Genomic DNA, 14,440 nt, shown 5'->3' with positions numbered 1-14,440 from the left:
GCGCGAGCTCGACCGCATGGCGATCGAGGGTTGCAACATCCCTGGCCTCATCCTCATGGAAAACGCGGGCGCCGGCTGCGCGGGGATCGTCATGGACCGGCTCGAGGCCGCCGCGGATCTAGGCGTGTGCGTCGTCGCGGGGACGGGCCAAAACGGCGGCGACGGTTTCGTCGTTGCGCGTCATCTTTGGAACAACGGCTTCGACGTCGAGGTCTACATCATCGGCTCCGGCGACAAGATCGGCGGCGACGCGGCGATAAACCGCGATATCGTCCACGGTATCGGCATCACCGTGTCCGAAGTGACTTCGCGAGAGGATTTCGAGATCCTCGAGCAGGATCTGGATCACGCGGGCCTGATCGTCGATGCCCTGTTCGGCACCGGGCTTGCGCGCGAGGTCAAGGGCATCCATCGCGACGTGATTGAAGCCATGAACCGATCCTCGGCGCCGAAGGTGTCCGTCGACATCCCGTCCGGCCTCGACGCCGACACGGGCCATCCGCTAGGCGCGGCGGTGTTCGCCACGGTCACCGCGACCTTCGGTTTCGCGAAGATCGGCCATTTCACGCATCCGGGTTTTCTGCATTGCGGCGAGGTATATGTCGTCGATATCTCGCTGCCGCCGTTTCTCGATGAGGATATGTCCGTCGCCGCGTGGCTCGCGGAACCGGCGGATTTTAAATCCGTCTTTCTGCCGCGCGAGCCCGACGCGCACAAGGGCAATTTCGGCCATGCGCTCGTCGTTGGCGGCGCGCCGGGCTTGACCGGCGCCGCGGCGATGAGCGCGCTCGCGGCGCTGCGCGCGGGCGCGGGCCTTGTCACGCTCGCCGTGCCGGAGCCCTTGAGCCTCGCGATGGAGGCCAAGACGCTCGAGGTGATGACGCACGCCCTTCCGGGCGCGGGCAACGGCGGGCTCGCGGCCAAATCCGCGGGTCCGATCATCGAACTGCTGAAGTCGCGCGCGGTGCTCGCGATCGGACCGGGCATGGGAACGGGGACGGAGCAGGAGAAGCTGATCGCGGAGCTGTTGCCGCGCGTGGCCGTGCCGGTCGTTGTCGACGCGGATGGCCTGAACAACCTCGCCGGGCAGACGGAACTCCTCGAGCGCTGCCAATCGGAAATCGTCCTGACGCCGCATCCCGGCGAGATGGCGCGTTTGACCGGAAAGAGCGTCGGCGATGTGATGGCCGACCGCGTCGGCGTCGCGCGCGAGTTCGCCCAAAAGCGCCAGGCGTGGGTGGTGCTCAAGGGCGCGCGCACGGTGATCGCCGCGCCCGACGGCCGCGTGTGGATCAACACCACGGGAAACCCGGGCCTGGCCAAGGCGGGATCCGGCGACGTGCTCACCGGCGTCATCACGGGATTTCTCTCGCGCGGCGTGCCGGTCGCCGAGGCGGTCGTGGGCGGCGTTTTTCTGCACGGCTACGCGGCGGATCTCGCGCGAGACCGCCTCGAGGAAAGCGCGCTTGTCGCCTCCGATCTTCTCGACGAATTTCCGAACGCGCTCAAGCGCGCGGCCGACCTGCCCGAGGGCGATATCGTGTCGCGCTGGGAGCGCGAAGACGACGATTATTTCGACGCCCCCGAATCCGACGAGGAATGACCGAACGCACCATCGTGACGCGCGGCGACGCCCAAACGCTCGCGCTCGGCGCGCGGCTCGGGCGTCTTGCCCGCCCGGGCGACGTCTTCGCGCTTGTCGGGCCGCTCGGCGCGGGAAAGACACGCCTTGCCAAGGGAATCGCGGCGGGGCTCGGCATCGACCCGGAGCACGTCGTCAGCCCCACCTTCACGCTCATCGACGAGCATCGGGGGCGCCTGGCGTTGACGCACATCGATCTGTATCGCGTCGAGTCCGTGGATGAGGCCGAAAGCGCCGGGATCGGCGACGCCGTGGGATCGGACGCGGTGTGCGTCGTCGAGTGGGCGGATCGGCTTCCGGGCTTGCTCCCTCCCGATTCGATCGAAATCCGCATCGGGATACAATCCGATGACACGCGGCGCATCGTCTTCGTCTTTACGCCGGACGCCGCCGCGCACTATAGTCCGGCCCTCGATTGATCGGCGGCTCCCGTCGCCCCTGAAAGCCATGTCTCTCATCGTTCAAAAATACGGCGGAACCAGCGTCGGCACCGTGGAGCGCATCCAGAACGTTGCGCGCCGCGTCGCCGCGACGCACGACGCGGGGAACCAGGTTGTCGTCATCGTCTCGGCCATGTCCGGCGAAACCGACCGCCTGATCGGCCTTGCGCGCGCGATCGACGCGCGGCCCCTGCGCCGCGAACTCGACGTGCTTCTCAACACCGGCGAACAGGTGACGATCGCTCTGCTGGCGATGGCGCTTCACGCGATTGGCAAGGACGCACGCAGCTACCTCGGCCACCAGATCCGCATCGTCACGGATTCCGCGTTCAACAACGCGCGCATCCTGTCGATCGATGTGGGTTCGCTGCGCGATACGCTCGCGCATAACGGCATTGCGGTTGTTGCGGGCTTCCAGGGCATCGACGAGGCCGGCAACCTCACCACCCTCGGGCGCGGCGGATCGGATACGACGGCCGTGGCGCTCGCCGCGGCAATCAGCGCCGATCTCTGCGAGATCTACACGGACGTGGACGGCGTTTACACCACCGATCCGAACCTCTGCGCCGACGCGCGCATGATCCCCGAAATCACCTACGAAGAGATGCTCGAAATGGCGTCGCTCGGCGCGAAGGTCATGCACCATCGAGCCATGCTTTTCGCCACGACCTACAACGTGCCGGTTTGCGTCCGGTCCAGTTTCAACAACAATCCTGGAACCTACATCGTTCCCGCGAGGCCCGATATGGAAAACGTCGTCGTCCGGGCGATCACTTTCGAGCGCGACGCCGCGCGCATCCGCTTTCTGGGCGTGCCCGACCGCCCCGGCATCGCCGCCGCGATCTTCGAACCGATCGGCGAGGCGGGCATCAACGTCGATCTCATCATCCAGAACTCGTCGACCGACGGGCTTACGGATCTGTCGTTCACGGTGCCGCGCGCCGACGTCGACGAGGCGCTGACGATCTGCCGCAAGACCGCGGGCAAGCTCGGCGCGGTCAACGTCGAGTCCGACCGGAACATCGCCAAGGTCTCCGTCGTTGGACTCGGCATGCGAACGCACGCCAACGTTGCGTCGCGCATGTTTCAGGCGCTCTCCGCCGCGGGCGTCAACATCCAGATGGTCTCCACGAGCGAGATCAAGGTGAGTTGCGTCATCGACGAGGACCGCGTCAAGGACGCCGTGCAGGCGCTGCACAGCGCATTTCGCCTGTCCGAGGACACGCCCATCGTGGACGAAACCGCCTCCGCGTAACGATGGCGCGAACAACGGCCGCGCCCGACGCGATCGAAACCGCGAGAAAGCGCGCGCCCGCGTCGCTGTTGCGCTGGTATCGAAAACGCGGCCGCGATCTTCCCTGGCGCCATACGCGCGACCCGTACCGCATCTGGGTCTCCGAGACGATGTTGCAGCAGACCGTCGTCGAGACGGTCATCCCGTATTACGAACGTTTCCTTGCGCGATTTCCGGATGTCCGCGCGCTCGCGGCTTCGGCGAACGACGATGTCCTCGCCGTGTGGCAGGGTTTGGGATATTACCGCCGCGCCATTCACCTTCGGCGCGCGGCGCACGTCCTCGTCGCTGAACATGGTGGCGTCCTTCCGCGCGATGAGGCGGCGCTGCGCGCGCTGCCAGGTATCGGCGCGTACACCGCGGCGGCGGTCGCGGCGATTGCCTTTAACAGCCGCACGTTGCCGATCGACGCCTTGATCCGCCGCGTCGCGTTCCGCGTGCTTGGCCTTAAGGGGGCGGGGGACGACCGCCGCATGCGCGAGGACGCGCTGTTTCTGATCTCGAAACGAACGCCCGGAGACAGCGTACAGGCGCTGATGGATCTGGCAACCGCGATCTGCCGCCCCGTGAATCCACTTTGCGACGAGTGCCCGATTTCGCGGGCGTGCGTTGCCTTTTCGAACGGAACAAGCGACGTGCGTCCCGCGAAACCGAAGCCGAAAATCGAGGCGATCGACGTCGCGGTCGGTATCCTTGTGCGCGGCGATACGGTGCTCTTGCAGCGCCGCGCCGAGGACGGACTGTTCGCCGGGCTCTGGGAGCTTCCCGGCGGCAAGGTCGAGCCGGGCGAGACCGCTTCCGAGGCCGTCGTCCGCGAATTCCGCGAGGAGGTCGGCCGCACCGTGCGGATCGTCGGCGAACTGGCGCCGGTGCGTCATGCATACACGCGCTTTCGCGTGACGCTGTATCCGTTTATCGTTCACGCGCGCAAAATGGCGCCGGAGCACGACGGGCGGCGCCACGTGCCGATCGCGGATGTCGCGCGATTTCCGCAGCCCGCCGCCAATGTCACGATATGGCGGCTGTTTCACGCATGGCGCGAAAACGCGATTTCACGGAGGATGCGATGACGCATCGACGCATTCCGGCAACCCTCGCCGCGGCCCTGATCGCCCTGTCCGCCTTCCTTGTGCTGGGCGTCGCGCCGGTGCAACCGGAATGGCAGGCCACGGACGGCGGCAAATACCTGCTGTTTCCGTCCAGGGCGGCGAACACCGGCGCCAAGCCCCTTGTGGTCGTGCTGCACGGATACGGCGGCGACGCGCGCTCGATGGGCATGCTCTGGAGCCTGCAACCGGGACTGGCGGGCGCCACGGTTGTCGCACCGCAAGCGCCGGAGAAAAAACGCGGCGGGCGCGCGGTTTCCACCTGGGACCGCGTGGACGAAAATTACGTTCTTGCCGTCATCGACGAGGTCGTTTCCCGGCACGCGATCGACGCAAGCCGCATCGCCGTCGTCGGTTACAGCGCGGGCGCGTCGATGGCGATCCGCCTTGGCCTTGCGCACGGCGACCGGTTTGCGGCCGTCGTTTCCATCGGCGGCGGACTTTCGATGGCGGCCCAGGGCGCGGGGCAGGGCACGCGCTTTTTGTTCGTGACGGGTCAGCGAGACGAGCGTTTTTCGCAAGACAAATTCAAACATCTGTTCGCTCGCCTTGAAAAGTCCGGCGTGAAGATCGAACGCCAGGTCGTGCCCGGCGCGGACCACGCGGCGCTCTACAACCGCATCGATGATGCCGGCGCCTGGCTTTCCGGCGCGCTCGGGCTGACGCCGCCAGCCGGCACGCCGTAGTCGCCCCACCGGCATGAACTGCCGGAATCCCGACGGAATGCGCGGCCACGGACCAGGGGGACCATCCGGGTCAATTCGATATAATTCAACAAAATCAAATGGATGGGCGCGATTGCGACCGGTTCGCGCGAGAGGGCACCGCAATTGCAGCGCTACTCGGGCGGACCATTTCGCCTGCGGGAGGTCGCTTGACCATCGACGGATTCCTGTTCGGATCGCGTACCGTCAACGCCCTCGAGCGTTCGCTCGACGCGCAGCTCAAGCGCATCGAAACGGTAACCTCGAACCTCGCGAACGCGGATACACCCGGTTACAAGGCGCGCGAGGTGGATTTCCGCCGCGTTTTCGAGGTGGAACTCAAGCGCCGGAATCCGGAAAATCTCGCGACGACGCACGCGGAACACATGGGAAGCGCGGGCGAGATGGCCGGGACAAAGGGCGCAAACGGCATCGCCATCCGCGACCGCGAGGGCGGCGCGCTCCGGGTCGACGGCAACACCGTGGATCTCGATCGCGAGATGGGCGATCTGGCTCACGCGCAGCTTCAATACAGCGCGGCGATCACCGCCTTGTCGCGCAAGTTCGCGATGCTGGCGCAAGCCCTCTCAAGCCCCGTGGACTGATTGTAGATTGCAGATTGAAGATTGACGATTGAAGATTGGACGCGCGCCGCGATGGTGCGGTTGGTCGTCGCGATAGAGCAACTCCTCTTTTTAGGACGACGGAAAAACCGGCGAAGAGGTTCACACAATCTTCAATCTTCAATCTTCAATTTCATCCAAGCGGCGGCGCTTCGTAGAGATGGGCGTATTCCTGAAGCGCGTAGCGATCGGTCATGCCGGCGATGTAGTCCGCGATCGCGCGGCGCTTGCCCGCTTCCTTGGCCAAATGTTGGTAGCGCCTGGGCATCATACTCGGGCAGATATCGTAGGCCGCGAAAAGCTTTCGCAAGGTGTTCTGCGCCTGGAACCGCCGGTGCTCCAGTGGCGGGCTCTTGTAGAGATTGTCGAACAGGTACACGCGCAAGGCTTCCTGCAGCTCGCGCGCCTCGACGGAATGCTCGACGAGCGTCCCGGCGCACGCGCGCACGTCGGCGAGCGTCTCCACGCCATTTGCCGCGATGTTCCGCTTCGTGGAATCGACGAGATCGGTGATGAAATAGCCGATCAGATGGCTGATAGCCTGCGTCTTCTGATGCTGGCGCTCGATCGCGCCGTACCGCGCGTGCACCTGCGCCAGCATCTGGGCGAATACCGGCACCTCGCATAGTTCGTCCCATGCGAGGATGCGGCTCTCCAAGCCGTCGTCCAGGTCGTGGTTTAAGTACGCGATCGCGTCCGTGTGGTTGATGAGCTGCGCCTCGAGCGTCGGCTGCCATTCGGGATGATAGGGCGCGTAGCGCTCGGCGTGCGGGCGATCGTAATACGTCGAATGCTTGATGATGCCTTCGCGCGTTTCGAACGTCAGGTTGAGCCCGTCGAAACCGGGGTAGCGATCCTCGAGCAGGGTGACGACGCGAAGCGACTGCCAGTTGTGCTCGAATCCGCCGTCGTCGGCCATCAATTCGTTCAGCGTGTCCTCGCCCGAGTGCCCGAACGGCGTATGACCAAGATCGTGCGCGAGCGCCAGGGATTCCGCGAGGTCGATATTCAGCCCCAGCTTGCGCGCCACGCCGCGCGAGATCTGCGCGACCTCGATCGAATGCGTCAGTCGTGTTCGGTAGTAGTCGCCCTCGTGATTGACGAAGACCTGCGTCTTGTATTCGAGCCGCCGGAACGCGCTGCAATGCACGATGCGGTCGCGATCGCGCTCGTAAGCCGGGCGGTTGTCCTTGAAACGTTCGTCGTGTTCGCGCCCGATGGAGTGGGCGTCATGCGCCGCGAAGGGGGCCAGGTTGTCGCGATCGTCGGACGCCATCGAATGCCTCCCGTCAGTTGGCCGGCTCATCCGGCGGCTCGCCGTCGCCGCCTTGGGCGTCACGCCGGTTCGCGAGCACGTCGGCCTGAACGTCGAACGCGCCGCACAGCGCGACGATGGCGTGAATCTGCGCGTTCAGCCGGATGTCGCTGTCGACGAGGCTCTGGCGAAACGCGCCGATCGTCTCGTCCGGCAACGCGGTGTAATACGAATTGTCCTTGGTGAACTGCGTATTGAGGAGGAAGCCCGTCGCGCGAAGGACGGCCTCCTGATAGCGCGAGGGATCGACGCCGGACGCGCGCGCGAGGCGTTCCGCCGCGACAAGCGCCTCGGCGCGGATCGCGGTCGAAAACGTCTTGGGCGGATGCGCGTTGTCGAAGCCGCCGATGTAATCGCCATACCGCACGTTTTCGCGAACGAATTGATCGTCGAAAACGCGGTCGGCCATTTCAAGCGCCGCGCGCGCGTAGCGCTCGTCCTTTTCGATGCGCCACATGTCGGCAAGTCCCTGAATCGTCCACGTGTCGTACGCGCCGGTTTTCTCGAACGCCGCGATCTGCCGATCCGCAAGCGTGCGCGCCGCGGCGATCCAGTCCACGTTCGGCGATCGCTCGTAATATCGCGCAAGCGCCATCAACGCAGGCCCCTCGGTGTAGAACGGCGCTCGCCGCGGCATGTACCCGGCGAGCTTGTGAAAATACGTCGGGAAAACGCGCCCCGCCTCATCCCGCATGAGGGTGAGGTAATAGGCCAGCCGGTTGACGTTCGCGGGGCCGAGTTCTTCCATCACGATGGGCGGCATCGCGGTGATCGCGAGCAGCGTCATCGCCGTGCTGCTTGTTTTCGCGTTGCCCAGGAACTCGACGTGCGACGCCTCGGGTTCCATCACGGGATCGTCCAGGTGACGCACGAGCCACAGGAGCGGCGCCTTGGTCTGATCGATGATCTCGAGACGCTTGCTGTATTGAAACAGCACCGACAGCCCGTAGATCGCAGCCGCGTGATACGCGGGGTCGTATTCCAGAAAACCGGCGGATTCGTTGCGGATCGGATCGTAGCCCATGCGGAAGCGTCCGCCCGGCTCGACATTCTGCAGGATATGCCGCCCCGCGCGCAGCGCCGCGTCCTGCACGTCTTGCGTCGAGTACCGTTGGATGCTCGGATTGCCGCGATACAAAACGACCGGCGCGAAATCCGGCGCCTTCTGCAGGAAGCTGAACGTGCTCATCCGCGACACCTGAAACGTGCGCCAGCCTTTCTCGCCGAGGCCTGCCTGATCCGACAGTTCCGCCAGCATGCGCAGCTTGCGCTCCGCCGGGCCGACATCCGCCGCTTCCCAGCCGAGCGTGATATAGTCCGCGGGCAACTGATAGAAAACGTCGTCGCCGCGCTTGAGCGCAAGGCCGTGAATCCCCGGCTCGATGGCCGTACCCGATCCGTCGCCCCGGATCTTCGCCGGGCGCAGCCGCGTGACGATGTCGATCTTCACGGCCAGCTTGTCGCGATTGACGAGGTAGTAGCGCGCGAAGTCCTCGTTGCGCATCACCATCGTCGCCGCGTCAAGAAGGCGCTCCTGCGTCGTGCCGCTTGTCCCCACGCCCCAGATCATGGGGCTCGCCGTGTGGAAGACGGACACGAAAATCGGGACGTCGCCGATTTCGGGAATCGAAATCTCTGGTGGAATCTCGCCGAGCTTGTCGAAATCAGGATAAAGCGCGAAGGCTTTACGCACCACATTCGCCATGCCGAGTTGTTGGAGCATTTTCGGTTGGACGTTTTCACGGATTTCCGGCAGCGGCTCGCCCGGATCGACGATGCGGCAGCCCGCCGCCGCGAGGGACAAGGCCAGGGTGAACGCGATGGCGCTTACGCGTCGCATCGAACCTCTCCGGCGCGCAGTTTCTTGATCTCCTCCTCGCTCAAATGCCGCGTTTTTCCGCGCGGCAGATCGCCAAGAGCGAGCGGCCCGAACGCGATACGGCGCAGCTTCTTGACCGGATGGCCGACGGCTTCGCAGATGCGGCGAACCTGCCGGTATTTCCCCTCGACGACGCGCACACGAAGCTCGGTATTGTCACCGCGCACCTCGAGAACGTTCACGTCGGCCGGACGCGTACGCCGCCCGTCAAGCGAGACGCCGCCGCGAAGTTTCGTAAGCGCGTCGCGCGAGACGCGGCCTTTTACGAGCGCGATATAGACCTTCTCGACATGATGTTCCGGCCGCGTGAGGCGATAGGCCAGGGGGCCGTCGTTCGTCAGAAGCAGCAAGCCCTCCGTGTCAAAATCCAGGCGCCCGACCGGTTGCACGTGCGCCTTCATGCGCGCCAGATAGTCGAACACCGTCGGCCGGCCCTCCGGGTCCCGGCTCGTCGTCACGACGCCGCGCGGCTTGTTGAGCATGATGTATTGATGCGGCTCGAGCCGCTTGATGAGCTTGTCGTCCACGCGCACGTGGTCCGATTCGGCATGCACGCGATGCGCGGGATTGGTGATGACCGCGCCGTTCACCTTCACGCGCCCCTCGGCGACCACGTCGCCCGCGCCGCGCCGCGACGCCACGCCCGCGCGCGCGAGGTACACCACAAGGCGCAACTCGTCGACGGCGCCTTTGGTTTCATCGGTTTTATGCGTTCGCGGAGGCGTCGCCATCGGCATTCTTGTTTCGCGGCGATCGTCTCGACCGGCGCGCGAGAAGGTCGTCCGCGACGTTGGCGTCGCGGTAATCGTTTTCAGGATTTGTCATCCTCGTCGTCGTCGTCGTCATCATCATCGTCCTCTTCCTCGTCGTCTTCATCGTCATCGTATTCCTCGTCATCCTCGAATTCGTCGTCGTCGTCCGCCTCGTCATCGTATTCGCCTTCGTCGTCCTCGTCGAACGCGTCCGCCTCGCCGTTACCACCGGCGGCGTGATCCCTGGCCTCACCGTCCCCGGTCTCGATCGGAGAGGCGTTCTCGTCCGCGGGATCGTCCGGCGTGGCGCCGTGCGGATTGAGAAAGGGGTCCACGTCTTCGTCCTTCAGCTCCTCGATTTCCTTCAGCGTCGGAAGCTGCGACAGATCCTTCAGGTTGAAGATTTCCAGAAATTCGCGCGTTGTCCCGAAGATGAACGGCTTGCCCGGCGCGTCCTTGCGCCCGAGGATCTTCACGAGCCGGCGTTCGAGAAGCAGATTCACCGCGCTGCCGCTGTCCACGCCGCGGAATCCCTCGATCTCAGGCCGCGTCACGGGCTGGTTGTACGCGACGATGGCGAGCGTCTCGAGCGCCGCCTTCGACAGGCGAGCCGGTTTCTTTTCGACAAGCCGCCGCACCCACTCCACGTTGTCGGGCCGCGTGCGAAACTGGTAGCCCATCGCGACCTCTTCGAGCAAAAAGCCACGGTCGCCCTCGCGATACTCGCGCATCAGGTCGTCGATCGCGGCCTTGATGTCGTCATTCGGAATGCCGTCGAGCACCGCGCGAATCTTCGCAAGGGGCACCGGCTCCTCGCTGACGAAGATGAGCGACTCCACGATCGAACGCAGGCGTTGCGGGTCCATGAGCTAATTCTCGTTTCCGTTATCGGGCGCATCGGACGCCGCGGGCGCCTTTGGGTGCCCATTCATGGGCGCCGCGCCGGCGGCGGTCGACTCGATGTCGTCGGGAATCTCCACCGGCTCGTCCGGCGCGAGCTTCGAAAGCACGTGAATCGGCCCGAAGCGCGCCTCCTGCACGATGGAGGCGTATTGCAGCCGCATCAACTCCAGGATGGCGAGAAACGTGATGATGATCTCGCCCTTGCTGATGTCATCCTCGAACAGTTTCTCGAAACGCACGTTCGGCGTCTTGCCGAGCACCTCGATGATCTGCGTCATGCGCTGGCGGATCGAGTAGCGCTCCGCCGCGATCATCGTGACGCCCGGTCCCTTGGCGCGCGCGAGCACGCCCTTGAGAGCCTCCATCAGGTCGAACATGTTGACCTGCAGGAACGCGGGCTCCTTGCGCGCCTCGTCGATCTCCGGCGATGTGAACTTGCGCGCGAACACGTCGCGTCCGAGCAGTTCGCGTTCGCCGAACTCGTGCGCCGCCTCGCGGAATCGTTCGAACTCAAGAATCTGGCGCACCAGCTCCGCGCGCGGATCGTCTCCCTCGTCGGCCGCGTCTTCGGGCCGGGGCAGCAGCATCGCGCTTTTGATCTTCATTAGCGTCGCGCTCATCAGCAGATATTCGCTGGCGATCTCCAGGTTCAGCTCCGTCATCAGCTCCAGAAAATCGAGATACTGCCGTGTGATTTCGGCGATGGGGATGTCGAAGATGTCGTATTCGTTCTTGCGCACCAGGTGCAGCAGGAGATCGAGCGGCCCCTCGAAGGCCGAGAGCGTGACGCGGTATTCGCTCACGGCCGAAGTCCCATGGACGAACGAACCGCGTGCATCGTCTCTTCGGCCGCGGCCCGGGCTTTGGCATTGCCCGCGTCCATGATCGCGTCGAGTCGGCCCGGATCGGCTTCGAGCGCCTTTCGCCGCGCCTGAATTGGTTCAAGCTGCGCGTTGATCAGGTCAATGAGCGGGCGCTTGCAATCAAGACATCCGATGCTTGCCGTCGTGCAGCCCTCGCGCACCCACCCCAGTTCATCAAGGGGTTTGTACGCCTTCCAGAGCGTGTACACCGGGCAGATTTCCGGATTGCCGGGATCCTTGCGTCGCTTGCGCGCCGGATCGGTGACCATCGTGCTGACCTTCTGCCGCACCACGTCCGGCTCGTCGGACAGATCGATGGTGTTTCCGTAGCTCTTGCTCATCTTGCGCCCGTCGGTGCCGGGAATCTTCGGCACTTCCGTCAGCCGGCCTTCCGGCTGGATGAGGACGTCGCCATAGAAATTGTTGAACCGCCGCGCCACGTCGCGCGTGATCTCGATGTGCGGAATCTGGTCGATCCCCACAGGCACGAAATGCGCGCGATAAATGAGGATGTCCGCCGCCTGGAGAATCGGATAGCCGAGGAACCCGAGGGTATTCAGGTCCTTGTCGGTGATCTGCTCCTGCTGCTCCTTGAAGGTGGGGCAGCCAAGGGCCCAGGGCAGGGGAGTGATCATGGATAGCAACAGATAGAGTTCCGCGTGCTCTTTCACCTCGCTCTGCACGAAGATGACGCACTTGTCCGGGTCAAGCCCCGCCGCGAGCCAGTCCAGGATCATCTCCCGCGTCTGCTGCCCGATGCGCGCGGTGTCGCCGTAGTCCGAGGTCAGCGCGTGCCAGTCGGCGGAAAAGAAAAAGCAGTCGTTCTCTTTCGCCAACTCGATCCAGTTCGCGAGCGCGCCGTGCAGATGCCCGATGTGCAGCTTGCCCGTCGGGCGCATGCCGGAAAGGACGCGCTTGCGTCCGGGCGATGGTTTCTTGTCGTCCGTCATCCGATCCCCGCGATCTTTTCGAACAACCCCATGAACGCGACGACGATCGGCTGGATGACGCGCGGCCAGAAACCGATATTGAGCGGGTCCATGATGATGAGCACCAGCACGAGGATCATGCCGTACATGCCGATCGACATGAAACGCTCGGCCGCCTCGTCGGGCAGAAAAAACGCCACCACGTGGCTGCCGTCAAGCGGCGGGATCGGGATCATGTTGAACACCGCGAGAATGACGTTGATGAAAATCAGCCCGATCGCCAGGTATTTGAACGGCTCGACCGCCGTCTCGATCGACGCCGGAAGCATCAAAAGCACTCGTAAAAGGATCGCCGCGACAAGCGCCAGAACGAGGTTGGAAATCGGCCCCGCCACGGACACGAGCGCCTCGTCGCGCTTCGGCTTGTTCAAGAGGTGCACCTGCACCGGAACCGGCTTCGCCCAGCCGAACATGATCCCGCCCGCGAGCGACAGGAACAACGGCACGATCACCGAGCCGACCGGGTCGATGTGCTTGAGCGGATTCATCGTCACGCGGCCGAGCTGACGCGCCGTCGGATCGCCCAGGCGATCCGCCACCCACGCGTGCGCGGCCTCATGAAACGAAACGGCCAGCATCAATGCCGGCACGTTGATGAGAATTCTAAGAAGGAGCTCGCGGTCCAAGCCTCTCTCCGATCGGCAAGTGCGCCGTGTTAGCAACCGCCCCCCGGCCTGTCAATGGCGGAGGGCGGTAGCCTTTGGAGCGATCGCGTTATCGGGGCAAGGCCGCGTCTGGCGCGCCGCGCGCGCGAGGCCTACTCGTGATGGAGGTGCGCGGCCGATTCGCTCGATCCCTGATGCGCGGAGGGTCCTTCGGCCTTTTCAAACAGGCCCTCGACGTAATGAATGTAATCGACGTACGCCGCCACGAAAGCGCGGCCCGCTTCGACGTTGTGATCCTTGTGCTTGGCGGCTTCGCGGACCTTTGCGAAACGCGCGCGAATCCCGTGCGCGATCTCCTCGTTCAGAAGATGGATCGTCTCGTCGACCGACCCGCTCGTCAGCCCCGCGTCCGCCGCCCGGATGCCGGGGTCGATCTCGCCGCCCGCGGGCTTCAGGCCGGTGTACGGCGCGCCTTCGCCCGCCCGGTGGACGCGAACCAGCGTCTCGAAGAAATGCCGGTCGGCGAGCTCGCGGGCTTCCGGTCCGAGTTTGCGGACAATCAACGCATGTTCGAAGGCCTCACGAATTTCGGCTTCGCCGGCTTTGTTGACCCATTTGAGAACGGAAGCCGGATCGCCCGCCTCGAGCGCCGCACGGGCGTCCGCGATGACCGGCCCATCGAGTGTGTCGCAATGTGCGCGTGCGGGGGTGGGCGCGGCGAGCAAGGCGAGGCTCATGAGGCCGGCGGGCAGAAACCAAATGACAAAACGACTCTTCTTCAACATGACGATTCTCCTTATTCCTCGGCCCGGATAAGGGCTTCGAGCGTTTTCCAGAGCCTCGCGCCTCGGCGCGACGCCGGCGCGGGATGAGCCGCCCCGGCGTAGGTGAAACGAAGCAGTTCGCCGAGAACGGCGCCCTGGATGATGGTGACAAGCTCGTCCGGGCGGGGGCCCGGGCGCAGGAGCCCGGCGTTGCCCGCCTCCGAAACGCACCGGCGGATGAACGACATCGAGCCGTGCTGCACGCGGCGAATCTTTTCCACGCCGGCCTTGCCCGCGGCCTGCGTCAACTGGTCGGAGAAAAACAGCTTGAGGATCGCCGGTTCCGTGGAAATCATCCGAAAACGATGCCGCAAAAATGCGCCGAGGCGCCGAAGAGGGTCCGGATCTTCCGGCGGCAAGCCCTCGTTCAGCCGCTCGACCAGCCGATCGATCGCGGCGTTCACGACCGCCTCCATGCTGTCGAAATGCCGAAAGAGGGTGCCGTCGGTGATGCCGACCTCGCCCGCCACGGACGCCGCGGTGAATTTCCCCAGCCCGTCC

At 64.7% G+C, this 14,440-nt stretch carries 15 protein-coding genes; 6 read left to right on the top strand and 9 right to left on the bottom strand.

Annotated elements, in window-relative coordinates:
- The 6 genes from K8I61_11005 to flgB form a co-directional block, all read left to right on the top strand.
- On the top strand, positions 1–1,603 hold a 1,603-nt coding region (locus K8I61_11005), incomplete at its 5' end, for an NAD(P)H-hydrate dehydratase (GenBank protein ID MBZ0272556.1).
- Positions 1,600–2,061 (top strand): tRNA (adenosine(37)-N6)-threonylcarbamoyltransferase complex ATPase subunit type 1 TsaE, encoded by a 462-nt coding sequence (gene tsaE, locus K8I61_11000; GenBank protein ID MBZ0272555.1) that lies wholly within the window; start codon positions 1,600–1,602, stop codon positions 2,059–2,061. The genes K8I61_11005 and tsaE, both read left to right, overlap by 4 nt.
- Before the next feature lie 28 nt (positions 2,062–2,089).
- The gene (locus K8I61_10995; GenBank protein ID MBZ0272554.1) at positions 2,090–3,337 is read left to right on the top strand and encodes an aspartate kinase; all 1,248 of its coding nucleotides are present in this window, start codon (positions 2,090–2,092) and stop codon (positions 3,335–3,337) included.
- A gap of 2 nt (positions 3,338–3,339) precedes the next feature.
- Complete coding sequence (locus K8I61_10990) at positions 3,340–4,446, top strand: NUDIX domain-containing protein (GenBank protein MBZ0272553.1); 1,107 nt, start codon at positions 3,340–3,342, stop codon at positions 4,444–4,446.
- A complete protein-coding gene (locus tag K8I61_10985; GenBank protein MBZ0272552.1) occupies positions 4,443–5,168 on the top strand; it encodes an alpha/beta fold hydrolase in 726 nt (241 codons plus the stop codon). Before K8I61_10990 ends, K8I61_10985 begins: the two co-directional genes overlap by 4 nt.
- Positions 5,169–5,356: 188 nt before the next feature.
- A complete protein-coding gene (gene flgB / locus K8I61_10980) occupies positions 5,357–5,791 on the top strand; it encodes a flagellar basal body rod protein FlgB (protein ID MBZ0272551.1) in 435 nt (144 codons plus the stop codon).
- A gap of 151 nt (positions 5,792–5,942) precedes the next feature.
- On the opposite strand, the gene K8I61_10975 is transcribed toward flgB, so the two are convergent.
- The 9 genes from K8I61_10975 to K8I61_10935 all read right to left on the bottom strand — a co-directional run.
- Positions 5,943–7,115, bottom strand: a complete 1,173-nt coding sequence (locus tag K8I61_10975) for a deoxyguanosinetriphosphate triphosphohydrolase (protein ID MBZ0272550.1) — start codon at positions 7,113–7,115, stop codon at positions 5,943–5,945.
- The gene (locus tag K8I61_10970) at positions 7,099–8,964 is read right to left on the bottom strand and encodes a hypothetical protein (protein MBZ0272549.1); all 1,866 of its coding nucleotides are present in this window, start codon (positions 8,962–8,964) and stop codon (positions 7,099–7,101) included. Before K8I61_10970 ends, K8I61_10975 begins: the two co-directional genes overlap by 17 nt.
- Positions 8,952–9,734, bottom strand: a complete 783-nt coding sequence (locus tag K8I61_10965; protein ID MBZ0272548.1) for an rRNA pseudouridine synthase — start codon at positions 9,732–9,734, stop codon at positions 8,952–8,954. Before K8I61_10965 ends, K8I61_10970 begins: the two co-directional genes overlap by 13 nt.
- 80 nt (positions 9,735–9,814) lie before the next feature.
- A complete protein-coding gene (scpB, locus tag K8I61_10960) occupies positions 9,815–10,621 on the bottom strand; it encodes an SMC-Scp complex subunit ScpB (protein MBZ0272547.1) in 807 nt (268 codons plus the stop codon).
- A gap of 3 nt (positions 10,622–10,624) precedes the next feature.
- Positions 10,625–11,461 carry a segregation/condensation protein A gene (locus K8I61_10955; protein MBZ0272546.1) on the bottom strand — a complete coding sequence of 279 codons (837 nt, stop codon included), beginning with the start codon at positions 11,459–11,461 and terminating at the stop codon, positions 10,625–10,627.
- Positions 11,458–12,471 carry a tryptophan--tRNA ligase gene (trpS, locus tag K8I61_10950; protein ID MBZ0272545.1) on the bottom strand — a complete coding sequence of 338 codons (1,014 nt, stop codon included), beginning with the start codon at positions 12,469–12,471 and terminating at the stop codon, positions 11,458–11,460. Before trpS ends, K8I61_10955 begins: the two co-directional genes overlap by 4 nt.
- Positions 12,468–13,136: a site-2 protease family protein gene (locus K8I61_10945; GenBank protein ID MBZ0272544.1), complete on the bottom strand. Its 669-nt coding sequence runs from the start codon at positions 13,134–13,136 to the stop codon at positions 12,468–12,470. The genes trpS and K8I61_10945 overlap by 4 nt, the downstream gene beginning before the upstream one ends.
- Before the next feature lie 131 nt (positions 13,137–13,267).
- Positions 13,268–13,852 (bottom strand): DUF6448 family protein, encoded by a 585-nt coding sequence (locus K8I61_10940; GenBank protein MBZ0272543.1) that lies wholly within the window; start codon positions 13,850–13,852, stop codon positions 13,268–13,270.
- A 59-nt stretch (positions 13,853–13,911) separates the two neighbouring features.
- Positions 13,912–14,440, bottom strand: a 529-nt coding sequence (locus K8I61_10935; GenBank protein MBZ0272542.1) for a TetR/AcrR family transcriptional regulator, incomplete at its 5' end; no start/stop codon positions are given.

It is taken from the genome of bacterium (genome assembly GCA_019912885.1).
Taxonomy (GTDB): domain Bacteria; phylum Lernaellota; class Lernaellaia; order JACKCT01; family JACKCT01; genus JAIOHV01.
The sequence above is the reverse complement of the archived record's forward strand: the minus strand, read 5'-3'. Positions and strand labels throughout refer to the sequence as shown.

What these genes read in the sequence shown, in the direction of transcription:
- K8I61_10970 (MBZ0272549.1), bottom strand. Translation starts at nt 8,964, where the DNA reads ATGCGACGCGTAAGCGCCATCGCGTTCACCCTGGCCTTGTCCCTCGCG.
- trpS (MBZ0272545.1), bottom strand. Translation starts at nt 12,471, where the DNA reads ATGACGGACGACAAGAAACCATCGCCCGGACGCAAGCGCGTCCTTTCC.
- K8I61_10985 (MBZ0272552.1), top strand. Translation starts at nt 4,443, where the DNA reads ATGACGCATCGACGCATTCCGGCAACCCTCGCCGCGGCCCTGATCGCC.
- K8I61_10940 (MBZ0272543.1), bottom strand. Translation starts at nt 13,852, where the DNA reads ATGAGCCTCGCCTTGCTCGCCGCGCCCACCCCCGCACGCGCACATTGC.
- tsaE (MBZ0272555.1), top strand. Translation starts at nt 1,600, where the DNA reads ATGACCGAACGCACCATCGTGACGCGCGGCGACGCCCAAACGCTCGCG.
- scpB (MBZ0272547.1), bottom strand. Translation starts at nt 10,621, where the DNA reads ATGGACCCGCAACGCCTGCGTTCGATCGTGGAGTCGCTCATCTTCGTC.
- K8I61_10990 (MBZ0272553.1), top strand. Translation starts at nt 3,340, where the DNA reads ATGGCGCGAACAACGGCCGCGCCCGACGCGATCGAAACCGCGAGAAAG.
- K8I61_10965 (MBZ0272548.1), bottom strand. Translation starts at nt 9,734, where the DNA reads ATGGCGACGCCTCCGCGAACGCATAAAACCGATGAAACCAAAGGCGCC.
- K8I61_10975 (MBZ0272550.1), bottom strand. Translation starts at nt 7,115, where the DNA reads ATGAGCCGGCCAACTGACGGGAGGCATTCGATGGCGTCCGACGATCGC.
- K8I61_10995 (MBZ0272554.1), top strand. Translation starts at nt 2,090, where the DNA reads ATGTCTCTCATCGTTCAAAAATACGGCGGAACCAGCGTCGGCACCGTG.